This is a genomic window from Pseudomonas sp. 06C 126, assembly GCF_001855215.1.
In the GTDB taxonomy this organism is placed as follows: Bacteria; Pseudomonadota; Gammaproteobacteria; order Pseudomonadales; family Pseudomonadaceae; genus Aquipseudomonas; species Aquipseudomonas proteolytica.
Genome location: NZ_MIFU01000119.1, coordinates 71,490 through 98,092 on the forward strand (window position 1 = coordinate 71,490; position 26,603 = coordinate 98,092).

23 protein-coding genes are annotated in these 26,603 nt (G+C 61.0%); 8 read left to right on the plus strand and 15 right to left on the minus strand.

From position 1 onward, the window contains the following. Nucleotides 1-262: 262 nt before the first annotated feature. Both pnuC and BHC62_RS22985 read left to right on the plus strand, forming a co-directional pair. Nucleotides 263-826 carry a nicotinamide riboside transporter PnuC gene (gene pnuC, locus BHC62_RS22980; RefSeq protein WP_029290523.1) on the plus strand — a complete coding sequence of 188 codons (564 nt, stop codon included), beginning with the start codon at nt 263-265 and terminating at the stop codon, nt 824-826. Then, nucleotides 823-1,350: an AAA family ATPase gene (locus BHC62_RS22985; protein ID WP_070996260.1), complete on the plus strand. Its 528-nt coding sequence runs from the start codon at nt 823-825 to the stop codon at nt 1,348-1,350. The genes pnuC and BHC62_RS22985 overlap by 4 nt, the downstream gene beginning before the upstream one ends. A 66-nt stretch (nt 1,351-1,416) precedes the next feature. On the opposite strand, the gene BHC62_RS22990 is transcribed toward BHC62_RS22985, so the two are convergent. Beyond that, nucleotides 1,417-3,723 (minus strand): acylase, encoded by a 2,307-nt coding sequence (locus tag BHC62_RS22990; RefSeq protein WP_070996261.1) that lies wholly within the window; start codon nt 3,721-3,723, stop codon nt 1,417-1,419. A gap of 252 nt (nt 3,724-3,975) precedes the next feature. Between BHC62_RS22990 and BHC62_RS22995 the strand changes: the two genes are divergently transcribed. Then, a complete protein-coding gene (locus tag BHC62_RS22995; protein WP_070996262.1) occupies nt 3,976-4,368 on the plus strand; it encodes a fe2+ zn2+ uptake regulation protein in 393 nt (130 codons plus the stop codon). On the opposite strand, the gene BHC62_RS23000 is transcribed toward BHC62_RS22995, so the two are convergent. From BHC62_RS23000 to BHC62_RS23025, 6 genes are all read right to left on the minus strand, one after another. After that, a complete protein-coding gene (locus tag BHC62_RS23000) occupies nt 4,358-4,552 on the minus strand; it encodes a hypothetical protein (protein WP_029290515.1) in 195 nt (64 codons plus the stop codon). The genes BHC62_RS22995 and BHC62_RS23000 overlap by 11 nt on opposite strands. A gap of 289 nt (nt 4,553-4,841) precedes the next feature. Further along, a complete protein-coding gene (locus tag BHC62_RS23005) occupies nt 4,842-5,615 on the minus strand; it encodes an enoyl-CoA hydratase (protein ID WP_029290513.1) in 774 nt (257 codons plus the stop codon). A 14-nt stretch (nt 5,616-5,629) separates the two neighbouring features. Continuing rightward, a complete protein-coding gene (locus BHC62_RS23010) occupies nt 5,630-6,757 on the minus strand; it encodes an acyl-CoA dehydrogenase (protein ID WP_029290511.1) in 1,128 nt (375 codons plus the stop codon). Nucleotides 6,758-6,766: 9 nt separating this feature from the next. Then, on the minus strand, nt 6,767-7,960 hold the full coding sequence (locus BHC62_RS23015) for an acetyl-CoA C-acyltransferase (protein ID WP_070996263.1): 1,194 nt from the start codon (nt 7,958-7,960) through the stop codon (nt 6,767-6,769). 12 nt (nt 7,961-7,972) lie between these two features. Beyond that, the gene (locus BHC62_RS23020; RefSeq protein ID WP_029290508.1) at nt 7,973-8,740 is read right to left on the minus strand and encodes an SDR family NAD(P)-dependent oxidoreductase; all 768 of its coding nucleotides are present in this window, start codon (nt 8,738-8,740) and stop codon (nt 7,973-7,975) included. 21 nt (nt 8,741-8,761) lie between these two features. Next, on the minus strand, nt 8,762-10,414 hold the full coding sequence (locus tag BHC62_RS23025; RefSeq protein WP_070996347.1) for an AMP-binding protein: 1,653 nt from the start codon (nt 10,412-10,414) through the stop codon (nt 8,762-8,764). Nucleotides 10,415-10,830: 416 nt separating this feature from the next. On the opposite strand from BHC62_RS23025, the gene BHC62_RS23030 reads away from it, so the two are divergent. The 4 genes from BHC62_RS23030 to BHC62_RS23045 all read left to right on the plus strand — a co-directional run bounded on the left by BHC62_RS23030 (nt 10,831) and on the right by BHC62_RS23045 (nt 16,164). Beyond that, nucleotides 10,831-11,724: a bestrophin family protein gene (locus tag BHC62_RS23030; protein ID WP_070996264.1), complete on the plus strand. Its 894-nt coding sequence runs from the start codon at nt 10,831-10,833 to the stop codon at nt 11,722-11,724. A gap of 75 nt (nt 11,725-11,799) precedes the next feature. Next, nucleotides 11,800-12,858, plus strand: coding sequence for a tetratricopeptide repeat protein (locus BHC62_RS23035; RefSeq protein WP_029290502.1), 1,059 nt, complete (start codon nt 11,800-11,802; stop codon nt 12,856-12,858). Between the two features lie 133 nt (nt 12,859-12,991). Continuing rightward, entirely contained in the window at nt 12,992-14,494 is a 1,503-nt protein-coding gene (locus BHC62_RS23040) for an ATPase domain-containing protein (RefSeq protein WP_070996265.1), read from the plus strand. After that, nucleotides 14,491-16,164, plus strand: a complete 1,674-nt coding sequence (locus BHC62_RS23045) for a response regulator (RefSeq protein ID WP_070996266.1) — start codon at nt 14,491-14,493, stop codon at nt 16,162-16,164. Before BHC62_RS23040 ends, BHC62_RS23045 begins: the two co-directional genes overlap by 4 nt. A 57-nt stretch (nt 16,165-16,221) precedes the next feature. On the opposite strand, the gene BHC62_RS23050 is transcribed toward BHC62_RS23045, so the two are convergent. From BHC62_RS23050 to BHC62_RS23070, 5 genes are all read right to left on the minus strand, one after another. Next, a complete protein-coding gene (locus BHC62_RS23050; protein WP_029290496.1) occupies nt 16,222-16,599 on the minus strand; it encodes a response regulator in 378 nt (125 codons plus the stop codon). A 78-nt stretch (nt 16,600-16,677) separates the two neighbouring features. After that, nucleotides 16,678-17,871: a hybrid sensor histidine kinase/response regulator gene (locus BHC62_RS23055; protein WP_070996267.1), complete on the minus strand. Its 1,194-nt coding sequence runs from the start codon at nt 17,869-17,871 to the stop codon at nt 16,678-16,680. Further along, nucleotides 17,865-18,470: a chemotaxis protein CheB gene (locus BHC62_RS23060; protein ID WP_070996268.1), complete on the minus strand. Its 606-nt coding sequence runs from the start codon at nt 18,468-18,470 to the stop codon at nt 17,865-17,867. The genes BHC62_RS23055 and BHC62_RS23060 overlap by 7 nt, the downstream gene beginning before the upstream one ends. Beyond that, complete coding sequence (locus BHC62_RS23065; RefSeq protein WP_029290490.1) at nt 18,467-19,282, minus strand: protein-glutamate O-methyltransferase CheR; 816 nt, start codon at nt 19,280-19,282, stop codon at nt 18,467-18,469. The genes BHC62_RS23060 and BHC62_RS23065 overlap by 4 nt, the downstream gene beginning before the upstream one ends. Continuing rightward, a complete protein-coding gene (locus BHC62_RS23070) occupies nt 19,283-22,783 on the minus strand; it encodes a response regulator (RefSeq protein WP_070996269.1) in 3,501 nt (1,166 codons plus the stop codon). Nucleotides 22,784-23,006: 223 nt separating this feature from the next. Between BHC62_RS23070 and BHC62_RS23075 the strand changes: the two genes are divergently transcribed. Beyond that, nucleotides 23,007-23,372 (plus strand): response regulator, encoded by a 366-nt coding sequence (locus tag BHC62_RS23075; RefSeq protein ID WP_070996270.1) that lies wholly within the window; start codon nt 23,007-23,009, stop codon nt 23,370-23,372. A 34-nt stretch (nt 23,373-23,406) separates the two neighbouring features. Here BHC62_RS23075 and BHC62_RS23080 read toward each other — a convergent pair whose 3' ends face one another. The 3 genes from BHC62_RS23080 to BHC62_RS23090 form a co-directional block, all read right to left on the minus strand. Next, entirely contained in the window at nt 23,407-24,078 is a 672-nt protein-coding gene (locus BHC62_RS23080; RefSeq protein ID WP_070996271.1) for a DUF3313 domain-containing protein, read from the minus strand. 141 nt (nt 24,079-24,219) lie between these two features. Further along, nucleotides 24,220-24,714, minus strand: a complete 495-nt coding sequence (locus BHC62_RS23085) for a DUF934 domain-containing protein (RefSeq protein ID WP_029294721.1) — start codon at nt 24,712-24,714, stop codon at nt 24,220-24,222. Beyond that, complete coding sequence (locus tag BHC62_RS23090) at nt 24,711-26,381, minus strand: nitrite/sulfite reductase (protein ID WP_070996272.1); 1,671 nt, start codon at nt 26,379-26,381, stop codon at nt 24,711-24,713. The genes BHC62_RS23085 and BHC62_RS23090 overlap by 4 nt, the downstream gene beginning before the upstream one ends. Between the last annotated feature and the right edge of the window lie 222 nt (nt 26,382-26,603).

Below are 26,603 nucleotides of genomic sequence, written 5' to 3' on the forward strand. Positions count from 1 at the left end.
TCGCCACCCAGCGCGGGCGATGCGGCGCTCCGACAAGCCCGCTCGCCACGGAAGAGTCAGCGGCCTGTAGACTGCGGCAATCCCCCTGTGGCGAGGGGGCTTGCCGGAACGCCGTATCGCCCCCGTTGGGCTGCGCAGCGGCCCCAAACCGACCACCTCGGTGTGCATCGTGAGGCTGCCACCATAAGCAGTGCAACCGGCAAGATTTTGCCCCGTCGGTTGGGTACAATCGCCCTCCTCTTCGACTCTCCCAAGGAATCCCATGTCCGGGCTTGAACTGTTTGCCGCCGTGCTGGGGGTGATTGCCGTCTGGCTGACGGTCAAGCAGAACCCGTGGTGCTGGCCAATCGGCCTGGTCATGGTGCTGCTGTACACCTGGGTGTTCTTTGAGGTGAAGCTGTATTCCGACATGCTGCTGCAAGTGGTCTACGCCGGCCTGCAAGTCTATGGTTGGTGGCAATGGACCCGCGCGGGCGAGGTCAAGCAAGGTCGGCAAGTCACCAGCCTGGGCACCCAGTCCATCCTCCTGAGCCTGGCCATTGGCGCAACGGGCAGCCTGCTGCTGGGCGCGGCCATGGCGCACTGGACCGATGCCGCACAACCCTGGCTGGATGCCGCGCTGACCGGCTTCAGCCTGGTGGCGCAGATGTGGATGGCGCAAAAACGCGTGCAATGCTGGGCACTGTGGATCGTGGTCGATGTGATTTTTGTCGGCCTGTTTATCTACAAAGGGCTTTACCTGACAGCCGCGCTCTACGCCCTGTTCACCGTGATTGCCGTGCAGGGCTGGCGGGAATGGCGCGCCGACCCGGCGTTGCGCACATGAAGGTGCTGGTGATGGCAGGCCCCGAGTCCAGCGGCAAAAGCTGGCTGGCCGAGCAGTTGCAGGCGCATTTCGGTGCAGTGCTGGTGGGGGAATACGTGCGCTATTTCATTGACCACTATCAGCGCGATACGACCCTGGCCGATATCCCGGATATCGCCCGCGGCCAACTGGCCTGGGAAGATGCCGGCCGCGCCCGCCAGCCCGAACTGTTGATTCTCGATACCCACCTGCTGACCAACAAGCTCTGGAGCCTGACCCTATTTGGCGATGCCCCGGCCTGGCTCGACGAGGCGCTGCTGGCTCGCCATTACGACCTGCACCTGCTGCTGTCGCCCGAAGGCATTGGCTGGACCGCCGATGGCCAGCGCTGCCAGCCAGACCTGGCTGACCGCCAAGCCTTCTTCCAGGCCAGCCGCGACTGGTTGGAGCAGCATCACCAGCCTTACCAGGTGCTGGGCGGGGATTGGCAAGCGCGGCATGACCAGGCGTTTGCCGCCGTTACCCAACTGCTCAGCAACCACTAAACCCTGTAGGAGCCGGCTTGCCGGCGATAGCGCTCGACGTTTTTACAACCCGGCTCCTGCAGGGCGTTAGCGCTTCTCGCTGATCAACTGCACCTGATATTGCGGATCCGCCTTGATCTGCGGTTCGGTAAACGGCAACGGGCTGAGCTTTTTCGCGGAAAACGCCTGGGTCTGGTCCTTGAAGTGAGGTGAAGCCGGATCGCTGGACAACGAGAACGCCAACACCCCTTCCGCCTTCGGCCCCTGATCGTCAAAGGTCACGATCTGCAAGTAACTGCTGCCGCTGACCACCTCACGCTTGCCATCTGCCCTCGGCACGCTCTGCATGGCGTTGTAGATACCAAGTGCCTGCGGCCCGCCATGCATCGGAGTGTTGCCCGAGACCTGGATATCACCCCAGCGTGCGCCCCCCTTCAAGCCCAACTCGCTTACCTGCGCCACTGACGCCTGCATCGCCTCGCGTAGCGCCTTGACCACTGGCGGCCGCTCGATGGCCAGCCCACGCGGTGTGGTTTGCGGGTGGCTCGGGTCAAACGCCACGCGCCACACATCCGGCATTTGCTGCATGTGCTCCATTACGTGGATGAAATGCACCAGGCCCAGGCCGCTATCGAGGTTGGCTTTCTGGTCCCAGTCCTTGAGGCTGGCGCACAGGGTTTTCAGGGTTGCATCGGGCTGTTGCGCGCAGAACTTGAGCAGATCCGGCATCACCTGGCCGGCCAGGTACACCCGGTTATCCAGCACCATATGCTGCAGGTCGGTGCGGGTGATGGGCTGCTTGCCCAGGTCCTGCAAGCGCTGCAAGGCAAAGCGTGAACGTGCGCCCAAGGCAATGTGATCCTGGCTGACCACCGGCGAAAAACCGCTCAACGGCGCCTTGGGGTTGGCCATCCAGGCCGAGTCGTTGGAGTGCTGCACATAGTCCTTGCGCGCCAGTTGCGGCAGTTGGTCGGCCGCAAAAATCCCCGGCTGCGCCGCCCGCGGATCAATGTCCCAGGCGCAGGCACTATGGCCGCCGTCGAGCACAATCAACTCCAGGCCAGCCCGTGGATCGCTGCATTGCTCGAGTTTTTTCGCACTGACGTTAGGAACCACCGACAGGTTCATGTACAGGCTTTGCCCCTGGTCGTCGGCCGCCAGCGTATTGACCCACGGAATGCCCTGCAGGGTGTGCACCGAGGCCTGTAAATCCTTGAGGCTGCGGGCTTGGTTCATTGCGTACCACTGGTGCAGCACCCGGTCGTTGCCCAGGTTGGCATCGCGCAGGCTGAAAGCGTATTGCCCATTCCAGTCGAGCTTGCCCGGCCATTGCACCACCGGCCCGAACTGCGAACTGTAGACCGTTTGGGATTGATCCTTGAGGCTACCGTCGGCGCCCATGACCTGCACCGTCACCTGGGTTTTCTGCATTGGGATCGATTTGCCGTCCAGCAGGTAACGGGTCGCGTCTTTCGGATCAAGCGTCAAGCGATACAGCGTGAAGTGCTTGGACGTATCGACCGTGTGAGTCCACGCCACATGCTGGTTGAAGCCAATATTGACCACCGGCAGGCCCGGCAAGGCGGCGCCCATCACATCCAACTGCCCAGGGATGGTCAGGTGCATCTGATAAAAGCGCATGCCGCCAACCCACGGGAAATGAGGGTTGGCCAACAGCATGCCGCGCCCGTTGAACGAGCGCTCGCCGCCCACCGCCACGGCGTTGCTGCCGCGATCCAGGGCAAAGCGCTGCTGATTCAAGGTGGCGAGTTTAAACGCCCGCGCACTGCGCCGCACCGCCACGTCTGGCTGGGGCGGTGTCGCACCCACCAAGGCTTCGGCAAATTGGCCCACGCCACCTTCCACCAGCAGACGCCGGGTCAGCTTGACCAGGTCAGCGGTGTTGATCGGCCGCACCCACGCGCCCTGGCACTGCATCGGTCGGCCCTGTGCGCCGCGCTCCTGCAGATAACGGTTGTACCCCGCCACATACCCTTCAAGACGCTGCTGCACCTGCGGGGTCTGCGCCTTCCAGAAGGCCGCCACGTCCTGGGGTGCATTGAGCCAGGTAAAAAACACATCACTGGTGAGGTTGTTGCGTTCTTCGAGGGTTGCCTGCTCGGCGCCGAAATAGCGGGCACGCTGACCGTTGACGGTCACCACTTCGTTGGCCAGCAGGCACAGGTTGTCTTGCGCGTAGGCATAGCCAATGCCATAGCCCAGGCCGCGCTCATCGCTGGCGCGGATATGCGGGATACCAAAACCGGTGCGGCGGATATCGGCACTCATCACACCTGCCTGCACCTCACTCACCTGGCGGGCCATCGCACACAAGCTTACCCCCATCAACACACCTGCCACGCAAACCCTGGACAACCCGTTGGAAATAATCACGCAGACCCCATCGTCAAGCCAAATTGAACGCCCAAGGCGGGGCCGACTCGCCAACGCCAGCCCATGGATTAAGACGTAGAAACGCGCAGAAATTTAGGCTGCGCGCGGCTTATTTACCGGCGCCAGGAATGTTACAGACGTGTTACTGACAAAATTTATACAGGTTGGACTTCATGATTTACGCGACTCATACGTCTTACTAACTATGAGCACCATCATTTTCCTGATCAGGCTCTGATAAGGAGTTTTTGCATGTACAACCCGCAACTGCCCACGGACGGACATTCTATGGCCCACGACGCCGCTTTTGGCTCGGTCAACCAGGCCTTCGCCAAGGCGCCCGAGCAACAAGGCAACCAACGCATCCGGCACCTGCTCAAATGTTTTGGACTACGCACCAGCCTGATCCGGCTGAAAGTCATCGACGCCCTGCTCACCGCCGCCGACAACGGCCGTACGCTGGGGGTTCGGGGTGTGCACAGCCATTTGCTGGAACTGGGCATCCCGCTCTCGTTTCTGAGTGTGCGCGAGGTGCTCAAGCGCCTGTGCAGCGAAGGTTTGATCACGCTCAACAGCGATAAAAGCTACAGCCTCCATGAAGAGGCTGCCAAAGTCCTCGCCGCCGGCGCGGGTCTCAACGGTTAGGCTTGACCTTACGGCGCATGATGCCGTTGATCACTACCACGATCACCGCCACAGCAATGGCGATGTACTGGAACGTCTTCTCACTGATGGCGCCGGTGTTCTGCAGATAGGACAGGCCAAACATCGTGCCGAGGACGACCAGGGAAATCAGAATCGAGTAAATCAAGCGTTGCTTCTGGGTCATGACGGGTTCCTGAAACCTGAAAAATTGTATCCGCGCTGTAACGCCAGCCGGGCTGACTGCGATGGGTCGGCTGAAACGGGGCTTCATATTACAGACGATGAGTCGCTTTGGCTTGTCTTCTGCCCGATTCAGCAGGCACCCGTTACCTCTAGCCAAACCCTGGATTTGGCAGAGGTAAAAGAGCGCCTGGCACGATTGAACTATTACGCGGCACAAACCATCAAGGCCACCCGCGGTGGCGAGAAGTGGATTGCTTTGGTCGGCCAGGCCCATGAGCGGGCCTGTTGCTTTACTTGTCCTTGAATTCGGGAGCGCGCTTGGCCACGAACGCCGCCATGCCTTCCTTCTGGTCCTGAGTGGCAAAGGCTGCGTGGAATACCCGGCGTTCAAAGCGCACGCCTTCCGACAGGCTGACTTCAAAGGCGCGGTTGACGCTTTCCTTGACCATCATGCTGATGGGCACCGATTTGCTGGCGATCAGCGCCGCCACCTTGAGCGCCTCTGCCAGCAGTTCGTCCGACGGCACGATGCGCGCAACGATGCCGCAACGTTCTGCTTCCACCGCATCGATAAAACGCCCGGTCAGGCACATTTCCATGGCCTTGGCCTTGCCTACCGCACGGGTCAGGCGCTGGGTGCCGCCCATGCCCGGCAGCACGCCAAGGTTGACTTCCGGCTGGCCAAACTTGGCGTTGTCGCCGGCCAGGATGAAGTCGCACATCAACGCCAGCTCGCAACCGCCGCCCAGGGCAAAACCGTTGACCGCGGCAATGATCGGCTTACGGCGGTTGGCTACACGGTCGCTGTCGCTGAACAGGTCGTCGAGGTAGATCTGCGGGTAGGTCAGCTCGGCCATTTCCTTGATATCGGCACCGGCGGCAAAGGCTTTTTTAGAGCCGGTCAACACAATGCAGCCGATCTCGGGATTGGCTTCCAGGCTGTCGAGGGCCTGATTCACTTCGCTGACCAGTTGCGCGTTCAAGGCGTTCAGCGCCTCGGGGCGATTGAGGGTAATCAGCCCGACGCGGCCTTGGACTTCAAGCAAAATGGTTTGGTAACTCATCGATCCGTTCCTCTTCAAAGATTGCGCGAAATGACCATGCGCTGAATATCACTGGTGCCTTCATAAATCTGGCAGACCCGCACATCACGGTAGATCCGCTCCAGCGGGAAGTCGCTCAGGTAACCGTATCCACCCAGGGTTTGCAAGGCGGCAGAACAGACTTTCTCGGCCATTTCCGAAGCGAACAGCTTGGCCATGGACGCCTCCACCAGCGCAGGTTTGCCACTGTCGCGCAGGGCGGCGGCGTAATGCACCATCTGCCGGGCTACGGCGATCTGGGTGGCCATGTCGGCCAGGCGAAACGCCACGGCCTGATGTTCGATCAGGGCCTTGCCAAAACTCTCGCGCTCGCGTGCGTAGTCCCGCGCGGCTTCAAACGCAGCCCGGGCCATCCCCACCGATTGCGAGGCAATTCCCACGCGGCCACCTTCCAGGTTGGCCAGGGCAATCCGATAACCTTCACCCTCCTCGCCCAGGCGGTTAGCCACCGGTACCCGCACATCCTCAAACAGAATCTGGCAGGTATCGGACGCATGTTGGCCGAGTTTGTCCTCGACCCGCGCCACCTTATAGCCGGGCGAATCAGTGGGCACAATAAACGCGCTGATCCCACGCTTGCCGGCCGCCGGGTCAGTCACGGCAAAGACAATCACCACCCCGGCGTTCTGCCCTGAGGTGATGAACTGCTTGCAGCCATTGAGTACATAGTGATCGCCGTCAAGGCGGGCACGGGTTTTCAGGCTGCTGGCATCGGAACCGGCCTGGGGCTCGGTCAGGGCAAACGCGCCGAGCATCGCGCCGCTGGCCAGCGGCTTGAGGAACTGTTCTTTCTGCTGATCATTGCCGAACTTGAGGATGGGCACGCAACCCACCGAGTTGTGCACGCTCATGATGGTCGAGCAGGCCCCATCCCCGGCCGCGACTTCTTCCAGGGCCATGGCGTAGGCCAGGTAACCGGTGTCGCAACCGCCCCATTGCTCGGGCACCAGCATGCCGAAAAAGCCCAGCTCGGCCATTTCGCCGATGGCTTCCTTGGGGAAGCGATGCTCGCGGTCCCACTCGGCAGCGAACGGCTTGAGCCGCTCCTGGGCAAATTGCCGGGCTGCTTCGCTGATTTGCAGTTGTTCGTCGTTGGGCAACATATAGATTCCTTAATCCAGGCACTCGACGGCCATGGCCGTGGCTTCACCGCCACCGATGCAGATGGCCGCGACACCACGCTTGAGCCCTTTCTGGCGCAGGGCCGAAAGCAGGGTCACAAGGATGCGCGCACCAGATGCGCCAATCGGGTGCCCCAGGGCGCACGCGCCGCCGTGGACGTTGACCTTGTCGTGGGGAATTTCCAGCTTGCTCATGGTCACCAGGCTGACCACGGCAAAGGCTTCGTTGATCTCGAACAGATCCACATCCCCCAGGCTCCAGCCGGTCTTGCTCAGCAGCTTGCGGATCGCCCCCACCGGCGCCACCGGGAACAGGCCCGGCTCATCGGCAAACGCGGCATGGCCGTGGATCACTGCAAGGGGCTTGAGCCCGCGTTTTTGCGCTTCGCTCTGGCGCATCATCAGCAAGGCCGCCGCACCGTCGGAAATTGAACTGGAGTTGGCCGCAGTCACCGTGCCGCCTTCGCGAAACGCCGGCTTCAAGGTGGCGATCTTGTCCAGGCGCGCCTTGGGCGGCTGCTCGTCGTCAGTGATGGTCTTTTGTTCCTTGCCCACGGTGACCTGCACCGGGACGATCTCGGCACTGAAGCTACCGGCAGTGATTGCCTGCTGGGCACGGGTCAGCGAGGCGATGGCAAAGGCATCCTGGGCCTCACGAGTAAAACCGTTGGCTTCGGCGCAATCCTCGGCAAAAGTGCCCATGAGGCGGCCCTTGTCATAGGCGTCTTCCAGACCATCGAGGAACATATGGTCAAGCACTCGGCCATGGCCCATGCGGTAGCCGCTACGCGCCCGATCCAGCAGGTAGGGGGCGTTGGACATGCTCTCCATGCCCCCGGCGATCACCACCTGCACGCTACCGGCCAGCAGCGAGTCATGGGCCAGAATGGCCGCTTCCATGCCCGAACCACACATCTTGTTGAGCGTGGTGCAACGCGTCGACTTGTCCAGGCCAGCGCCCAGGGCGGCCTGGCGTGCCGGGGCCTGGCCGAGACCTGCGGGCAGTACGCAACCGAACAACACTTCGTCTACTGCGTCGTGGGCGATACCTGCTCGCTCGACGGCGGCACGAATCGCCGCGGCGCCCAATTGCGGCGCGGTCAAACCCTTGAGGTCGCCCTGGAACGCGCCCATGGGCGTGCGTACGGCGCTGACAATAACAATCGGATCGTGGAGCTGAGTCATGCAAAAACCTCCTTACTTGGCCGCCATGCGCAAGGCGCCGTCAAGACGGATCACCTCGCCATTGAGCATGCTGTTTTCAATGATATGCCGCGCCAGCGCAGCGTACTCGACCGGCTTGCCCAGGCGTGGCGGGAACGGCACGCCGGCCGCCAGGGAGTCGCGTACTTGCGGGGTCATGCCGGCCATCATCGGTGTTTCAAAGATGCCTGGGGCGATGGTCATCACGCGGATACCGAAGCGCGCCAGTTCGCGCGCAGCCGGCAGGGTCAGGCTGGCAATCGCGCCCTTGGATGCCGCGTAGGCGGCCTGGCCGACCTGGCCGTCAAAAGCGGCCACTGACGCGGTATTGATGATCACGCCGCGCTCACCGTCAGCATCGGCCTCGGATTCAGCGATAGCGGCCGCCGCCAGGCGCAGCAGGTTGAAGCTGCCGATCAGGTTGACGTTGATCACCTGGGCAAAGCTTGCCAAGGCATGGGGCCCGTTCTTGCCGAGGATTTTCTCGCCACGCACCACGCCTGCGCAGTTGACCAGCCCATGCAGGGCGCCAAATGCCGCGACGGTCGCCTGTACTGCCGCTTCGGCAGCCGCTTCCTGGCTGATATCCGCCACCACACTGCGCGCCTGTGCGCCCAACTTAACCGCCTGGGCCGCCACGGCATCGGCATTCAGGTCCACCAGCATCACCTTGGCACCCGCCGCCACCAACATTTCGGCGGTGGCCGCGCCGAGCCCCGAAGCGCCGCCGCTGACCATAAATACCTTGTTCTCGATCTGCATCATTGTTTCCTTGAAGAGGGATCAAGCCGTGGTCGCTGCCTGGACCTTGGCGATTTCCTGGTTACGCAAAATAAACCGTTGCAGCTTGCCGCTCGGGGTCTTGGGCAAGTCGCTGACAAATTCGATTTCCCGCGGGTAGGCGTGGGCCGCCAAGCGCTTGCGCACGTGCTGGCGCAACTCCTCGGCCAGCGCAGCGTCGGCGCGGTACTGGCTGTTGATCACCACAAAGGCCTTGACCAGCTCGGTGCGCTCTGCGTCCGGTTTGCCGACCACGGCGGCTTCGATCACGGCCGGGTGCTCAACCAAGGCGCTTTCCACGTCGAATGGCCCCACGCGATAGCCGGAGGTGGTGATCACATCATCACTGCGCCCGACAAAACTGATGCTGCCATCGGGATTGAGCTCCACGGTGTCGCCGCTCAAGTAATACTTGCCGACGAAAGCCTTGGTCTTGACCCCGTCGTAGCCGGCGAACCAGCACATCGGCGACTGCTCGCGGTCGATGGCGAGGATCCCGGGCTGGCCGGCGGGCAATTCCTGGTGGTTGTCATCCAGCACCACGATGCGGTGCCCCGGCGAGGCAAAACCAGCAGACCCGACATGCACCGGGTGCTCCAGGCCATGGTGATTGCACAGCACCATGCCCAGCTCGGTCTGGCCGTAGTGGTCGTGGATAGTCACACCCAGGTTGTCGGCAAACCAACGGATCACTTCCGGGTTGAGCGGCTCGCCGGCGCTGCTGACGATGCGCAGCCGGCCCTTGATCGAGCGCGCGAACTGCTCGCCACCGGCAATCAGCAGGCGGTAGGCCGTAGGCGAACCCGTGAGGTTGGTGATCCCGTACTTATTGATGACCCGGCAGGTGCTTTCCAGGGTGAACGGGCCATCGTAGAAGGTGATCGGATGGCCCATGGACAACGGTCCGGTCACGCCAAAGTAGATACCGTAGGCCCAGCCCGGATCGGCGACGTTCCAGAACGCATCTTCAGGGCGCAGGTCCACGGCATCGCGGGTGTAGCTCTGGAACGCGACCAGGGCCTTGAGCGGTACGGCCAGGGCCTTTGACGGGCCGGTGGTGCCAGAGGTGAACATCAGCAGGAACGGATCATCGGCGCCCAGCAATACCGGTTCGCAGACATTGGAATAGTTGGGCAGCTCGGCCCAGAAGCTGAAATCACCGCGCACAATGCCTTCGCCCTTGGCGCCGGCCACCGTGACGATGGTCGGGCAATCGGCAACTTCCGCCAGTTTGCTGCGGTTGACCGCGTCGGTCACCACCAGCGCCGCGCCGGAGCTGTTGAGGCGGTGTTCGATGGCCTTGGGGCCGAACGCGGTGAACAAGGGTTGATAGACCGCACCGATGCGCCAGGTGGCCAGCACCGTCACCAGCAGTTCGGCGGTGCGCGGCAGCAGGCCAGCGACCTTGTCGCCACGCTTGACGCCCTGGGCCAGGAGGAAATTGGCGAAACGCGCCGCCTGATCCTGCAATTCAATGAAGGTCGAGGTGGCGCTGCGGCCATCCTTGCCCTCCCAGAACAAGGCAATCCGCCCCGGCAGTGCATGCCGGTCGCAGCATTCAACGCAGGCATTGAGCCCTTGCAAGTGGCCGGCCAGTGCGGCCTCGACGGTTTGCTGGTAGTTGAACTCGGTAGTCGCAGCCAAATAATCGCGCATCGTGGCAAATCCCTGTGTCTTTTGTTGTTTTTGGGGGGCGTGCTTTTGCGGGGTGACGCTGCGCAAATAGTGGCGCCAGAGCGGCGCACGGACAATGGTCAAAGCTTTCAATGTGGCTGACTGGTTTGGCCAATGATGCGACGTGTTGAGCTGCCGTCTGTGGCGAGCGGGCTTGCCCGCGCTGGGCTGCGGAGCAGCCCCAAAACCAGCCGCTACGGAGAATCTGATACACCGCATTCGGCTTATTGGGGCTGCTTCGCAGCCCAGCGCGGGCAAGCCCGCTCGCCACAGGGGGGGTTCAGTTGTTTAGATGCCAATGCCCATAGAGCCCGACAATCGGCCAGTCAACGCAAGCGATTGGACGCCCTGCCCACCAGCTTCTAATCTGAGGGCCTGCGCCACCGAAGAAGCCCTCGATGATTGTCCGCCCCAAACCCAACCTGTTCGGCATCCTGTTCTCCCTCAAGGGTTCGATTGCCAAGCGTATTGCCCTGCGCAGCCTGCTGGTCACGCTGCTGGCCTCGGTGATCGTACTGGTGGAAACCCTGCACCCAGCCTATTTTTCCAAGGTCAACGCGACCCCGTTCACCCTGCTGGGGCTGTCGCTGTCGATCTTCATGAGCTTTCGCAACAACGCCTGCTACGACCGCTGGTGGGAGGGCCGCAAGCAATTGGGGCAGATGGTCATTGAGATCCGCTCGCTGATCCGCGAAAGCCAGGTTTTTACCCGGCCCGGCGAGCGCGAAAGCCTGTTGCGCGGCCTGTGCGGCTTTGCCCACGGCCTGGTCGCGCGCCTGCGCCTGGAAGACGAGGCCCATGCCATAAAGCCTTGGACCAGCGTGGAGTCCCACCACCCGAACCTGCCTGATCACATCCTGCAAACCCTCGGCGCCCAATGCTCGGACGCCGCGCAACAGGGACGGATCAGCGATTGGCGCTACACCCAACTGGAAACCCGCCTGGTGGGGCTCAGCCAGGTACAGGCCGCTTGCGAACGGATCAAAAGCACGCCGCTGCCCTTCCCCTACACCCTGCTGCTGCACCGCACCATCTATCTGTTCTGCATCCTGCTGCCATTTGCCATGGCCGAGCCCCTGGGCTGGCTGACGCCGATTTTCACCGCCATCGTCAGCTACACCTTCTTTGGCCTGGACGAAATCGGTGACGATCTGGAGGACCCCTTCGGCTTCGACGAGAACGACCTGCCGTGCAATGCCATCGTGCGCGCCCTGGAACGCGAGATCCTCGCCGCCCTGGGCGAAACCACCCTACCGCCGCCCTTGGAGCCCGTGGACTATGTGCTGACGTGAGCCAGGTTTGACACTCGTCGGTGTCTGACCGAAGCTGACCACTTTGCACTAGCTGCCCAGCTTTCGGACGCCTGCATGTCAAAGTCACGCCGTTACTCGATCATCGGCCTGAGCGCCCTGTTGTTTGTCGCACTGCTGTTCTGGTATTTCACCCGCACGCCCAGCGTGTCCGTACCGCCGGCCATTGCCCACGGATACTCCAAGGCCCTGAAACAGGCGCATAACGGCGAACCCGGCGCCGCACGGGTGCTGTATCAGCAATTGGGCCGGCCAGATCTGTCGGACGTGCGCCGCGCCGCCCTGCACAACGAATTGCACAACTATCCAAGCCCCCAGGCATTGAAACTGGCGGACAAGGACCTGAGCCACGAATCCCCCCTGGTGCGCCAGGCAGCCATTGCCAGCATCGTCGGCTTGGTGCCCAGCGGGCAGCGCACCCTGTTGCTCGGGCCGTTGCTCGAGGATGAACAACAAAGCGTGCGGTTTGCCGCTGCCAACGCCTTGCTGGGCCTGTCACCCGACACCCTGGGCCTGTATTTCGGCCCCTTGCAGCAAGTGCTGGATGAGTATGCAAAGTACCTCAAGGCCCAGCCCGAAAGCGCCGAAGGCTGGATTCAGCTGGCACGCCTGTACATCCACAGCGCCCTGCTGCCCGAAGCGCAACATGCCCTGGAACAGGCATTGCGCCTGGACCCGGATAACCTGCCGGCGGTGGTTGCACGCATCGAACTGCTGGATAAACAGGGCAAGGTCGATGATTCCCGCCAGGTTCTGGCCACGCAGTTACAGGCTCATCCCGATTCGGCCTACCTGCAGCACGCCCTGGGCATGTGGTTGCTGCACCATGGTGAACGCGCGTACGCCCTGCTCGGGCTGTCCAAGGCGGTGGAGCTTGAGCCAGACAATCAGGATTACCGCTACGACCTGGCAACCACCCTGCACGACCAGGACGAACTGGAGGCCGCGCAGCGCCAGCTGGAAGAAATCATCCAGCGCCACCCGGCCAACCGCAAGGCGCGGGTATTGCTGGTCAACTACTGGAAAGAAAGCGGCCAACTGCAGAACGTTCAAGTACTGCTGGCGCAGCTGGAGCAGCAAAACCCTGATGATCCAGCCCTGCAACAGGGCCTGTGAGGACGGTGCCCGTTGCCGGCACCCGACATATTTAACAAAACGTTGAACCGCCAATCAGCACCACGGTCAAGTAAATATGGCGCGTTTGCTCAGGCACGCGCCCTCTACTTGATAAGTGATCCGAGGGCACTTCTTGTCTACATCCAAAGAGCTGTTCACAGCAAAGGCGGCGACCGGTATCGAAGGTCTTGATGACATTCTTAACGGTGGCCTGTCACGCAGCCACCTGTTCCTGCTCGAAGGCGAGCCAGGTACGGGCAAGACTACGGTGGCCCTGCATTTCCTTCAGGCGGGGGCAAAAAATGGCGAACGCTCGCTGTATATCACCCTGTCTGAAACCGAGCGCGAATTACGCCAGGGCGCTGCATCCCATGGCTGGGACTTGGACGACAACATCCATATTTTTGAACTCACACCCCCCGAAAGCCTGCTGAACGCCGAACATCAGCAAAGCCTGCTGTACTCCTCGGACCTGGAGCTGGGCGAAGCCACCCGGCAGATTTTCGAAGCCGTGGAGCGCGTCAAGCCGACCCGTGTGGTGCTCGACAGCCTTTCGGAAATCCGTCTGCTGGCGCAAAGCTCGTTGCGTTACCGCCGCCAGATCCTGGCCATCAAACATTATTTTGTGCGCTATGAAGCCACGGTCTTGCTGCTCGATGACCTGACCACCGAAGCCCTGGACAAAACCGTACACAGCGTGGCCCACGGGGTGATTCGCCTGGAAGAACTGACCCCCAACTACGGCGCCGAACGTCGCCGGGTGCGCGTGGTGAAGTACCGCGGGCAGAAATACCGGGGCGGCTTTCACGATTTCACCATCATGGGCGACGGTGTGCATGTATTCCCCCGCCTGGTGGCCGCCGAGCATCGCGGCGGCTACAACCGCCAGACCTTAACCAGTGGCATAAGCGAGATGGATGCCCTGCTCGGCGGCGGTATCGAGACCGGCTCCAGCACGCTGATCCTTGGCCCTGCCGGCACGGGCAAATCGTTGATTTCGATGATTTTTGCTGCCTCGGCGGTGGCCCGCGGGGAAAAGGCCGCACTGTTTATCTTCGATGAAGAGCTGGGCCTGTTGTTTGAGCGCATGAAAAACATGGGGATCGACCTGGAGGCGCTGCAAGCCACCGGCAACCTGCTGATCGAACAGGTGGACGCCGCCGAACTGTCGCCCGGAGAGTTCTCCCATCGCGTACGGCGCTGCGTCGACGAACGCCAGATCAAGACCGTGGTCATCGACAGCATCAACGGCTATCAGGCGGCGATGCCCGAAGAAAACGCCCTGGTGCTGCACATGCACGAACTGTTGCTGTACCTCAACCGGCGCGGCGCAGCGACCTTTATGACCGTAGCCCAACACGGCCTGGTGGGTGACATGCAGGCGCCAGTGGACATTACCTACCTGGCCGACACGGTTATTCTGCTGCGCTACTTCGAAGCCCTGGGCAAGGTGCGCCGTGCCATTTCGATCATCAAGAAACGCACCGGCAGGCATGAGTCGACCATCCGAGAGTACCGCATCAGCGGCACCGGGATGACCATCGGCGAACCCCTCGAGGCGTTCCAGGGCGTGTTGCGCGGTGTGCCCACGTACATGGGTGCCGGCAAGCCGCTGCTCAAGGATGAGAGTTCGTGACGGCGCGGGCCGAGACATTCGAGCGTGCAATTATTCTGGCGCCCCTGGGGCGCGACAGCTCGCTGGCAACAATGATGCTCAACGAGGCGGGATTTGGCGCCGTGACTGCGAGCAGCCTGCCTTTGCTGTGCGAGACCCTGGAGGACGGTGCCGGCCTGCTGATTATTGCTGCAGAAGCCTTGCGCGGCGCCGATCTCGAACCGTTGCTGACTTACCTGCAACAGCAGCCCGCCTGGTCCGACTTGCCGATCGTGCTGCTCACCCACCACGGCGGTAGCGAACAGAACGCGTCCTCACACCTGAGCGCACTGCTAGGCAACATCACCTTGCTGGAGCGCCCATTCCACCCGGTCACCTTGATCAGCCTGGTCACCACTGCCTTGCGCGGCCGCCGGCGCCAGTACGAGGCCCGCGACCGAATGATCGACCTCAGCCAAAGTGAACAGCGCCTGCAAAGCACCCTGGAAACCCTGGAGCAACAGGTCGAGGAACGTACGGCGCAGTTGCGCGCCAACGAAGAAGCACTGCGCCAGGCGCAGAAAATGGAAGCCGTCGGTCAGTTGACGGGAGGTATCGCCCACGACTTCAACAACATGCTCACCGGGATCATCGGCAGCCTGGAGCTACTACGAAGGCGGGTTGCCCGGGGCCGCACCGAAGACCTCGACAGCCTGATCGACCTGGGTGTCACCTCGGCCAACCGCGCCGCCGGCCTGACCCACCGCCTGCTGGCGTTTTCCCGTCGCCAGTCGCTGGACTCCAAACCTGTGGAGATCAACCACCTGGTGACGTCCATGAGCGAGTTGCTACGGCGCAGTCTCAACGAGAGCATCGCCCTGGATGTTCGGGTCGAGGAAAAGCTGTGGATCGCCGAAGCCGACCCCAATCAGTTGGAAAGTGCCCTGCTCAACCTGGCGCTCAATGCACGCGACGCCATGCCCAACGGCGGGCAGTTGGTGGTGGAAACCAGCAACCGCCATCTCGACAGCGTATTCACCGCAGCCTACGGCACCCTCAATCCCGGCGATTATGTCGAGTTGAGCGTCAGCGACACCGGTTGCGGCATGCCCGACACGGTTGTCAGCCGCGCCTTCGACCCTTTCTTCACCACCAAACCCATCGGCCAGGGTACGGGGCTGGGCCTCTCGATGATCTATGGCTTCGCCCGCCAATCCCACGGCCATGTGACCATTCACAGCGTGGTTGGCCAGGGCACCACAGTCAGCCTGTTCCTGCCACGCTTTGCGGGTGAAATAATTGCTGAGGAACCCCTCAACCCGCCGCAGCTGCCATTTGCCAACGCCGGCGAAACCGTATTGATTGTCGAGGACGATCCGGCCGTGCGGGTGCTGGTCAGCGCGGTATTGAGCGAATTGGGCTATGCCTTTGTCGAAGCGGGTGATGCCAACAGCGCGTTGCCGATCATCGAGTCTGAGCAGCGGATTGATCTGTTGATCAGTGACGTTGGACTGCCCGGTATGAACGGTCGGCAATTAGCGGAAATTGGCCGCCAACTGCGGCCAGGGCTCAAAGTTCTGTTTATCACCGGCTATGCCGAACATGCCGCGGTACGCGGCGGGTTTCTCGACCCGGGTATGCAGATGATTACCAAGCCGTTCACCTTTGAATTACTGACGCAGACGGTGCGGGAGATGATTCGCGCCACCTGACTGCGCCGGCTCGGTACACACATAACGAAGTGTCAGGTTTCGACTCTGTAACGCCTTTCAGGCCAACAAACGCTGGATATGTTCGTGCAACGTATCCAGGTCGAACGGCTTGGCCAGGATCGGCGCATTGCGCGTGATCGGGCTGTTGCAGTCGAGAATTTCCTGGGGATAGCCACTGATGAAGATCACCTTGAGTTCCGGTCGCAACTTGATCGCGGGCTCGGCGATTTGCACCCCGGAAATGCCCCCAGGCAGCCGGTAATCGGTGACCATCAGGTCCAGGTGGGGTTTGCTGGCAAGGATTTCGAAGGCCTGTTCGCCATCTATCGCCTTTAAAACCCGATACCCCAGGCCTGCCAGGTATTCACCCAGCACAAACATAATTGATTCGTCGTCTTCAACGATCAGTACGACATCTTGTGCATCTTCACTCATGGGAAGCCTTTGCTCGGTCAGTTGCTGCAGTTACGACCATGGGGTCACGCAGAGGTTGCGTTGGATTGCTGAATGATTTCATGCCTCCAGCACCATCGGCAGGCACACCCGGAACAAGGCACCCTCGCCTATCCGGCTTTCGACCTCAATAGTACCGCCATGGGCGGCGACAATCTGCTCGGAAATAAACAGCCCCAGGCCCAGTCCGGCCACGGCATGTTTGTCGGTGACGCGCTCGAACTGCTGGAAAATGCGCTTCTGGTTGTCCTCACTGATGCCGATTCCACGATCGCGCACCTCCACCCGCGCCTCGCCATGCTCGGCGTACACCCGCACATCCACCGGGCTCTTGGCCCCGTAGCGCAAGGCGTTGGTCAGCAGGTTCGACACCACCTGTTCGATCCTGAACTCGTCCCAGTGGCCCTCCACCGGTTGCTCGGCGTGCAGTTGGATCGAAGAGTCGGCCGCTGCCACCTGTGGGGCGAAGTTTTCCAGGAGGTTGCGCACCAGTTGCGTCAGGTCAAACCGCGCCGGGCGAATCGACAACTTGCCGGTGCGAATGCGCGAGACATCGAGCATGTCTTCGATCAGGCGGATCAGGCTCTGGATCTGCCGTTCGTCGCGGTCGACCATGGCATGCATCTTGTCCAGGGTGAACGCACTGGCGTTGTTGCGCGCCAGATGCATCTTGCGCAGTTGGGTTTCCAGAATCAGGCCATTGAGGGGCGTACGCACTTCGTGGGCCACGATAGACATGAAGTCATCGCGCATCCGCACCGCCTGCTCCAATTGCTCCTGGGTGGCCTGCAAGCGCGTCAGCAGGGCTTCCTGTTCGCGGCGGCTGTGCTCCAGGGCTTCGACCTGCAGCTTCATGGCCTTGCTCTGGCGATACAGTTCGACGAACACGTTGACCTTGCTCTTGACCGCGTGAATATCCAGCGGCTTGTGCAGGAAATCCACTGCGCCGCTCTCGTAGCCCTTGAAGGCGTAGTTGAGCTCACGCCCGGCGGCGCTGACAAACACAATGGGAATGTTCTTGGTTTTTTCGGTGCCGCGCATCATCTCGGCCAGCTCGAAGCCGTTCATACCGGGCATCTGCACATCGAGAATAGCCATGGCGAACTCGTGCTCAAGCAGCAGCGACAAGGCCTCGTCGGCACTCAATGCCTTGTAGACCTGGCGGTCCTCGCGCTTGATCAGCGCTTCAAGGGCCAGCAGGTTTTCCGGCAGATCGTCGACGATCAGCAGTTTGGCCTGGACAGTAGTTAACATGGGGAAGATTCCAGGGAAGCCAGCAAATCGCCAATGCGGCTCAAGGTGAGAATATAGTCAGGTGTATGCAGCGCCAGGGCCGCCTTGGGCATCACGTCCACCCGCGCCTCCAAAGGGTCCTGGACAACCGTGATGCCGCCCAGCTGCTTGACCTGGGCCAAGCCGCGCCCGCCATCCTGGTTGGCGCCGGTCAACAGGATCGCCAGCAAATTCGGGCCATAGGCGTCAGCAGCCGATTCAAACAGAAAATCAATGGCCGGGCGCGAGTGATGGACGCGATCTTCCTGGCTCAAGGACAGGCTGCGGTCATGCTCCACCGACAAATGATAGCCAGGCCCGGCAAAATACAGGGTGCCGGGCTGGATCATTTCCTTGTCCCGCGCCTCTACCACCGGCATCTGCAGGCGCCGGTCAAACACTTCGGCCAACTGGCTGCGGCGCTCATCCGGCAGGTGCAGCACTGCGATGATCGGCAGGCTGAACCCTGGCGCCAAGGCAGCAAAAATGCTCAATAACGCCTCGACCCCACCCGCGGATGCGCCGACGACAATGGCTTGGACGCCCGACACAGACGCCGGGCTGGCAGCAGCTTCATTCATGATTTGCGGTAGATCCGTTCTTGCTTGACCAAGGGTTCGAACTGCTTGCTGTAGGCGGAAAAATCCAGGGTTTCCTTGCTGCCCAGCACCAGGAAGCCGCGATGGCACAGCGACTCATGAAACAATCCAAACGCCCGGTCTTGCAACTTTTTATTGAAATAAATCAGAACGTTACGACATGAAATCAATTGTGTTTCGGAGAACACACTGTCGGTCGCCAGGCTATGGTCGGCAAACGTCACGTTTTCCCGCAGCGTCTTGTCAAAGATCGCGTAATCGTAGGCCGCCGTGTAGTAGTCGGCAAACGATTGAGTGCCACCGGCCTGCTGGTAATTGTGGGTGTAGGCACGCACGCTCTCCAGGGAAAAGATCCCTTGCTTGGCCTTTTCCAGGGAGTTGGGGTTGATATCCGTGGCATAAATGATCGTGCGTTCGAGCAAACCCTCCTCGCGCAGGAGGATGGCCATGGAATACACCTCCTCCCCAGTGCTGCACCCGGCGATCCAGATCTTGATCGATGGGTAGGTCTTGAGCAGGGGCACCACTTCCTGGCGTATCGCCAGAAAGTGCGAGGGGTCGCGAAACATCTCGCTGACCGGGATGGTCAGGAACTGCAGCAATTGCATGAACGCCGTGGGATCGTGCAGCACCCGCTCCTGCAAGGCCGAGATCGTCTTGCAGTCGAACTGGCGCAACGCATGCGCCACACGCCGCTTGACCGAAGCCCCGGAGTAATCACGAAAGTCATAGCTGTACTTGAGGTAGATCGCCTCGATCAACAAGCGCAGTTCAATATCAGTACTTCGATCCACTTAAATGCGTTCCATCTTCGGCAGCCAAACACGGATCAGCGAAAACAACCGATCCAGGTCAATGGGCTTGGCCAGATAATCGTTGGACCCGGCCGCAAGACAGCGCTCCTGGTCGTCCTTCATGGCCTTGGCCGTCACCGCAATGATCGGCAGCTTGCGCCAGCGCGGATCCTGGCGGATCAACGCAGTGGCCTCGTAGCCATCCATCTCCGGCATCATCACGTCCATCAGTACCAGGTCGATGTCCTCGACCTCATTGAGTTTCTCGATGGCTTCACGGCCGTTACGGCCAATCACCACAACCGCCCCTTTATGCTCCAGGGCACTGGTGAGGGCAAAGATGTTGCGTACATCGTCATCCACCAGCAACACCTTGCGCCCTTCGAAGACCTTGTCGCGGCTGCGGGCGGTCTTGAGCATCTTCTGCCGTTCCTGGGACAACTGGGATTCGACTTTGTGCAAAAAGAGTGTCACTTCGTCCAGCAACCGTTCAGGTGAGCGGGCACCCTTGATGATGATCGAGCGCGAATACTTGCGCAGTTCCGCCTCTTCATCCCGGGTGAGGTTGCGCCCGGTGTAGACAATCACTGGCGGGAACGAACAGATATCCTCGGTGGCCATGCGCTTGAGCAACTCGTTGCCCAGCATGTCCGGCAACTTGAGATCGATGATCATGCAGTCGTATACCGTGCTGCGCAGCAGGTCCAGGGCCTCCTGGGCGAAACCGACGGCAGTGATTTCGATGTCTTCGTCGCCGATCAGGCGGGCAATGCTGTCGCGCTGCAAGTCATCGTCTTCTACCAGCAGGATGCGCTTGACCTTCTGCGTCAGCTTGGCCTCCAGGCGCGCAAACACGTCCTTGAGCTCTTCGCGGGTGGTGGGCTTGACGGCATAACCGATGGCGCCCATGTGCATGGCGGCTTCGACGCGGTCTTCGACAGAAATCACATGCACCGGGATATGCCGGGTCTCGGCGTGCTCCTTGAGGCGCTGCAGCACGGTGAGCCCGGAGTGATCCGGCAGGCGCATATCCAGCAGGATCGCGTCCGGCAGATACTGTTCGGCCAGGGTGTAGCCCTCGTCCGCGCCATGAGCCACCAGGCAGTGATAGCCCAGTTCGTGGGCCAGATCGAAGAGGATCCGCGCAAAGTTCGGCTCGTCTTCCACCACCAGGATGCAGCGGGTGGTGAACGGGGCTTGCTCGCGGTCGTCGGCAAAGCGCGGTATCAACGCTTCGTCGGCCATGGGCAACGGCGACACCTTGATGGGCGCTACGGGTGCCGGGGCAATCATCGCGGCCTGCGGGCGCTCGATGGCGGGCGCGTCTTCATCGCGTTCAACGTACTGTTCCGGCAGCACCAGGGTAAAGATACTGCCCTGGCCCGGCTCACTGGTGACATTGATATAGCCCCCCAGCAGGGTGGCCAGGTCGCGGGAAATGGACAGCCCCAGACCGGTACCGCCGTAACGGCGGTTGGTGGTGCCATCGGCCTGGCGGAAGGCTTCGAAGATGCTTTGCTGCTGGTCCGGGGCAATACCGATCCCCGAATCACGCACGGTAAAGGCAATGCCCTCACCCGGCTGGCGGGAAATGGTCAGGCTGACCTGGCCTTTCTCGGTGAACTTGACGGCATTGGACAGCAGGTTCTTGAGGATCTGCTCCAGACGCTGGCGGTCGGTGAACAACATCAGCGGCGCACCGGGCTGCACCTCTATCTGGAAGCCCAGCTTGCGGTCACTGGCCAACGGCTCGAACATGCCGCGCATGCCCTCTGCCAGGCGCGCCACACTGGTGTTCTCGGGACGCATATCGAGCTTGCCGGCCTCGACCTTGGCAATGTCCAGGATGTCATTGATCAGGTTGAGCAGATCGTTGCCTGCCGAGTAGATTGACTCGGCAAACTTGACCTGTTCGGCGCTGAGGTTTTCATCGGAGTTCTCTGCCAGCAGCTTGGCCAGGATCAGCGAGCTGTTGAGGGGCGTGCGCAACTCGTGGGACATGTTGGCGAGGAACTCGGACTTGTACTTGCTGGAGCGCTCCAACTCATCGGCACGGTCCTCCAACTCGACCTGCACGCGATTGAGCTCGATGTTCTTGCGGTCCATGGCATCGCGCTGGTCGGCGAGGATCTGGCTCTGCTCGGCCAATTGCTCGTTGGTCTGCTCCAACTCGGCCTGCTGGGTCTCCAGGTGGGCCTGGGACTCCTTGAGGATGCGCGACTGCTCTTCCAGCTCCTCGTTGGCGGTCTTGAGTTCTTCCTGCTGCACTTGCAGCTCTTCATTGAGCTGCTGGGTCTCGGCCAGCACTTCCTGCAAACGCTGGCGGTAGCGCGCCGCTTCGATAGAAGTGCCGATATTGCCGGCGATCAGCTCCAGCAGCTCCACATCGCGCTCTTCCAGAGGACGCAGGAAGCCCAGTTCGATGACCCCGTTGACCCGATCATCATCGCTGGTCGGCACCACCAGCACGCTGCGCGGTGCACCATCACCCAGGCCGGAGCTGACCTTGAAGTAGTCCACCGACACATCGTCCAGGCGAATCAAACGGTGTTGCTGGGCGGCCTGGCCGACAATGCCCTCGTCACGGTAAATCGCCTGCTCCTGCTGCTCCTGCTCCCGCGAGAAGCCATACGCGGCCACGCGCTTGAGGCCGCCGTGTTCCTCCCGCACATACAGTGCAGCCACCACCGAGCCCATGTATTGGGCGCAGAATTGCAGAATATTGCGCCCCAGCAGGTTCAACGTCAGTTGGCCCAGCACCTGTTCAGCCAGTTCAGTCTGGCCATTGCGCAGCCACGCTTGCTGTTCCAGGCGTTTGGCAATCTTCAGTTGCGAGGCCAGGTTGGCGCTGTAACTGTCTGAAAGGGCTAATAGATTCTTCCTCCCGACATACGCCAAAAAGCCGCTCAGGCCCAGCACGAACAGCAAGTAGATCACCACGCTAAACACCGTGGTGCGGGTCACTTCTGCGTTGCGATCAAGGCGGAACTGCTGCTCCATGGCAATCGCGGCCTCGTACTCCTTGCGAATTTCGTCGGTCAGGCGCTTGCCACGCCCGGCCTTCACCGCGCCGCGGTAATCGCCCTCTTGCCGTTGCATCTCAATCATCGTCTGGGCGTAGTTGTTCCACTCCAGTTGCAGCGACTCCAGGCGCTTGAGTCGGTCCACTTGCTGGGGGTTATCGGCGACCAGGACCTGCAGGTTGCGCAGGTCGGAAATGATCCGGGGCTTGGCCACTTCGTAGGGGTCGAGGAAATGCTCGTCGCCAGTAATCAGGAAACCGCGCATGCCGGTTTCCTGGTCGACCGTCAGTTTGGCGGTTTCATTGAGGTTGTTGATCACCCGGTCCGTGTGCTCCACCCACTGGATCACCGACAACAGATAAGTGATCAGGCACACAAAGAACACCGCACTGAGAACCCCTACACCCAGTGGCAATGCCACGTTGCGGCTCAGGAGTTTGCGGAAGCTGTTTTCATCGACTGACGAAGCGGGAGTCATGGGCGTGCCTTGGCCAAGTGCGGAAAAACCGGAAGTTTGCCCCAAACTCGACGACGACGGCTATGTTTATGCCGTATTTCAACGACACACCCAGGACATCAAGCCTGATTATCGGCACAATGCGCGCCCCGTTTGGGGAACTTGCCGGGATCGCCGCGACTCATTAGAAGATGGTCGTTCAACTGTTCAAGACCTGCACCTCAACCATCTGGGAACCCTCACTATGACCGCTGCCTCTACCATCCTTGTAGTCGAAGACGACGCCATCGTGCGCATGCTGATCGTCGATGTACTCGAAGAACTGGAGTTCAAGGTGCTTGAGGCTGAAGACGGCGAAACGGCGCTGGGACTTATAGAAGATGGCGCCAATGTGATCGACCTGATGATGACCGACTTTGGCTTGCCGGGCATAACTGGCAAGGAACTGGCGCAACAGACCCGCACATTGCGCCCGGCCCTGCCCATCTTGCTTGCCAGCGGCTATGCCGAAAACATCGAGTTGCCCCCGGGCGTGCAGATGATTGCCAAGCCGTTCTCCATCGATCAACTGCGCGATAAAGTCAAAGGCATGTTAGCTACCCCTTTGTAGGAACTGGCGTGCCAGCTCCTACATGTGGGATGGGTTATTTGTTTTTGAGCTTGACGTACGACTGATGCAAGTCCGCCGCCCAGCCATCCATCACACCCTTCACATCCGCTGCGGTCATGACTTGGGTGTCGTTTTCCAGGGGTTTGCCGGTGCCTTTGCGCACGACCTGGGCAATCACACGGCCACTGTCGCCATCGAGAAACTGTGCCTCGGTGCCCAGGGTGGTTTCCTGGTCGCGAATCCCGGTGCCGGTGCTGACCGCTGCCGCCACCAGGGCCACCGGAATGAATTCGTAGGGCTTGAGGCCTTCAGTCTTGCGACTGACCGCCGTGATCGCCGCCCGCACCACAATCACCCCAGGGCCCGGGCCGTTGGCCAGTGGCAGTGACTTGACCAGCTCACGCTTGAGTGCCTGGTTGTAATACTCGTTGATGCTGCGCAACGTGGCGTCGGGGATTTGCGCCGTGGCCTGGGGCTTGGGGAAGAATTGAGTGGGCTCGATATACACCGAGGTGTAGCGGTTCAGATTCAACTTAGGATCGACCCAGCGCATCACCTCTGCGCCAGACGGCGACTTGGCTTCGCGCAAATGGCTGTAGTCCGAGAGAAAGCCCGAGTATTCGTCCGGCTGGGGGACTTTACTCGCACACCCGGTCACCCCGAGTGAGGCAATACATAGTGTGCTGATCATTAGCCCTAGCTTCATGGTGCGACTCCTTGGTGTTTATCGTCGAAACGTGAAGTTACAGGTATAGCCAACTCTTGGAAAATAACCTGCCTTCAGCCCCCAAGTGCGGGTTAGTTCGCAGCTTCGATTTGCCCCGCAGTTGGGCGCTCCTGCTCAACATCAACGCCGGCGAAACAGCGGCCGCGGCTCAATCACCGAGCGGCCATAGCTCACACTCATGCCCGCCAGACCCTTGAGCGCGTCAGCTGCCGATTTGTCCTCACGCACGGCAAACCCATCAAACCCGCACTGGCGCATATGGCTGAGCTGATCGCGCAGCACATCCCCCACCGCCCGCAACTCGCCCTGCCAGCCCATGCGCGTGCGCAGCAGGTAGGCCTGGCTGTAGGCGCGACCATCGCGAAAGCTGGGGAAATCCAGGGCAATCAGCGGCAATACCTCCAACCACGGCTGCAAGTGTTCCACTTCATCATCCGGGCCGAGCCACACTGCGTCGTGCGGCGGGTCTGGCGCAATGCGCCGGCTCAGCCACAGGGCCAATGGCAGGATCAGGGCGCCCTCGGGCAGCGGTGCTTCGGCGTCGCGCACCAACGTCCAGGGGTCATCGAGTTTGATTGCGGCCACCCCCTGTTCCAGGCTCAACAGATTGTTCATGCCGGTTGCACCATCGCGCCATACACCCGCTCCTTGAACGGTTCCAGGCCGATACGTTGCACGGTGTCGATAAAGGGTTCGTCGCTTTCCCGGTAGCGAACGTAGGTGGCGATCAGGCGTGAAATCACATCAGGCACTTGTGCAGCGCTGAACGCTGGACCTATCACCTTGCCCAACGCGCTGGCCTTGCCCTGGGCGCCCCCCAGGGTGATCTGGTACCACTCGCTGCCATTTTTATCGACACCCAGGATGCCGATATTGCCGATGTGGTGATGCCCGCAGGCATTGATGCAGCCGGAGATATTCAGGCTGATATCACCCAGGTCATGCAGGTAGTCAAGGTTGTCGAAGCGCTGCTGGATCGCCTGGGCGATGGGGATCGACTTGGCATTGGCCAACGCACAAAAGTCGCCCCCAGGGCAGGCGATGATATCGGTCAGCAAGCCGACATTGGCACTGCCCAAACCCTGCGCACAGGCCAGGGACCACAAGGCATGCAGCCGCGCCTTGGGCACATCCGGCAGCACGATATTCTGTTCATGGGCGATGCGGATTTCGCCAAAGCCGAACTGCTCGGCCCACTGGGCCACCGCATCCATCTGCGCGGCGGTCACGTCGCCAGGCGGCGCGGCAATTCCAGGTTTGGTGGACAGCACCACACTGCTATAGCCCGGCACTTTGTGGGGCTGCACATTACGCGTCACCCAACGTGCGAACGCCGGGCTGTCAGCCATCTGCGTGCCATAATCCAGGTCGGTATCGGGCAGTGCCTGATAGGGCGGTGGCACAAAGGCTGCGGCCACACGCTGGTACTCGTCCGTGGTCAGTTGCGCCGGGCCGTCGCGCAGGTGCTGCCACTCCTCTTCCACTTCCCGGGAAAACGCCTCGATGCCCAGGGCCTTGACCAGGATCTTGATCCGCGCCTTGTACTTGTTATCGCGTCGGCCATGGCGGTTATACACCCGCAATACCGCCTCGACATAAGACAGCAGGTGCTGCCAGGGCAAGCCATCGCGAATCTGCAACCCGAGGATCGGCGTGCGCCCAAGGCCACCGCCTACCAGCACGCGCAACAGCATCTCGCCGTCGGTATCCGGATAAAGATAGAGACCGATGTCATGCATCATGATCGCCGCCCGGTCCTGGTGTGCCGAACAGATGGCGATCTTGAACTTGCGCGGCAAGAACAGGAATTCGGGGTTGATGGTCGACCATTGCCGCAGGATTTCCGCGAGCGGGCGCGGGTCCAGCAGCTCGTCGGCGGCCACCCCGGCAAAGGCTTCGGTGGTGATGTTGCGCACGCAATTGCCGGAAGTCTGGATCGCATGCATGTCGACTTCGGCCAGGCGCTGCAGGATGTCGGGCACCTGCTGTAGCTCGATCCAGTTGAACTGCATGTTCTGGCGCGTGGTGAAGTGGCCGTAGCCGCGATCGTAATCCCGGGCAATGCTCGCCAGGGTGCGCAGCTGCTGTGCACCGAGGGTGCCGTAGGGAATCGCCACACGCAGCATGTACGCATGTTTTTGCAGGTACAGGCCGTTTTGCAGGCGCAGCGGCAGGAATTCTTCTTCGCTCAAGTCGCCAGCGATAAACCGTTCGACCTGATCACGCAATTGCGCCACACGCTCGAATACCAGCGCCCGGTCGTACTCATCGTACCGATACATCTCGCTACCTCATCATGGCTGACCGCGCTCGACGGCAGCGGTTTCTATGGGGGCGACTATGCACCTACAGCTCAAGACGTCACAGATTCAGCTAAAAACTAAAAAACCATATCAGCCGTGGAATACCCCATGTTTTCAGGGATGGATTCTGATCCGTATTAATGTAGTTTTTCTGAGCCTGTTTTGTTTTTCATGGATTTCCTACAGTGCCCGGGACTTGAA

Bases quoted from the DNA above. Each gene is read 5' to 3' on its own strand.
- BHC62_RS23005 (WP_029290513.1), bottom strand. From the start codon at position 5,615: ATGAGTTACCAAACCATTTTGCTTGAAGTCCAAGGCCGCGTCGGGCTG.
- BHC62_RS23035 (WP_029290502.1), top strand. From the start codon at position 11,800: ATGTCAAAGTCACGCCGTTACTCGATCATCGGCCTGAGCGCCCTGTTG.
- BHC62_RS22985 (WP_070996260.1), top strand. From the start codon at position 823: ATGAAGGTGCTGGTGATGGCAGGCCCCGAGTCCAGCGGCAAAAGCTGG.
- BHC62_RS23060 (WP_070996268.1), bottom strand. From the start codon at position 18,470: ATGAATGAAGCTGCTGCCAGCCCGGCGTCTGTGTCGGGCGTCCAAGCC.
- BHC62_RS23070 (WP_070996269.1), bottom strand. From the start codon at position 22,783: ATGACTCCCGCTTCGTCAGTCGATGAAAACAGCTTCCGCAAACTCCTG.
- BHC62_RS23010 (WP_029290511.1), bottom strand. From the start codon at position 6,757: ATGTTGCCCAACGACGAACAACTGCAAATCAGCGAAGCAGCCCGGCAA.
- BHC62_RS23085 (WP_029294721.1), bottom strand. From the start codon at position 24,714: ATGAACAATCTGTTGAGCCTGGAACAGGGGGTGGCCGCAATCAAACTC.
- pnuC (WP_029290523.1), top strand. From the start codon at position 263: ATGTCCGGGCTTGAACTGTTTGCCGCCGTGCTGGGGGTGATTGCCGTC.
- BHC62_RS23050 (WP_029290496.1), bottom strand. From the start codon at position 16,599: ATGAGTGAAGATGCACAAGATGTCGTACTGATCGTTGAAGACGACGAA.
- BHC62_RS23000 (WP_029290515.1), bottom strand. From the start codon at position 4,552: ATGACCCAGAAGCAACGCTTGATTTACTCGATTCTGATTTCCCTGGTC.
- BHC62_RS23020 (WP_029290508.1), bottom strand. From the start codon at position 8,740: ATGCAGATCGAGAACAAGGTATTTATGGTCAGCGGCGGCGCTTCGGGG.
- BHC62_RS23030 (WP_070996264.1), top strand. From the start codon at position 10,831: ATGATTGTCCGCCCCAAACCCAACCTGTTCGGCATCCTGTTCTCCCTC.
- BHC62_RS23080 (WP_070996271.1), bottom strand. From the start codon at position 24,078: ATGAAGCTAGGGCTAATGATCAGCACACTATGTATTGCCTCACTCGGG.
- BHC62_RS22995 (WP_070996262.1), top strand. From the start codon at position 3,976: ATGTACAACCCGCAACTGCCCACGGACGGACATTCTATGGCCCACGAC.
- BHC62_RS23015 (WP_070996263.1), bottom strand. From the start codon at position 7,960: ATGACTCAGCTCCACGATCCGATTGTTATTGTCAGCGCCGTACGCACG.
- BHC62_RS23055 (WP_070996267.1), bottom strand. From the start codon at position 17,871: ATGTTAACTACTGTCCAGGCCAAACTGCTGATCGTCGACGATCTGCCG.
- BHC62_RS23075 (WP_070996270.1), top strand. From the start codon at position 23,007: ATGACCGCTGCCTCTACCATCCTTGTAGTCGAAGACGACGCCATCGTG.
- BHC62_RS23025 (WP_070996347.1), bottom strand. From the start codon at position 10,414: ATGCGCGATTATTTGGCTGCGACTACCGAGTTCAACTACCAGCAAACC.
- BHC62_RS23090 (WP_070996272.1), bottom strand. From the start codon at position 26,381: ATGTATCGGTACGATGAGTACGACCGGGCGCTGGTATTCGAGCGTGTG.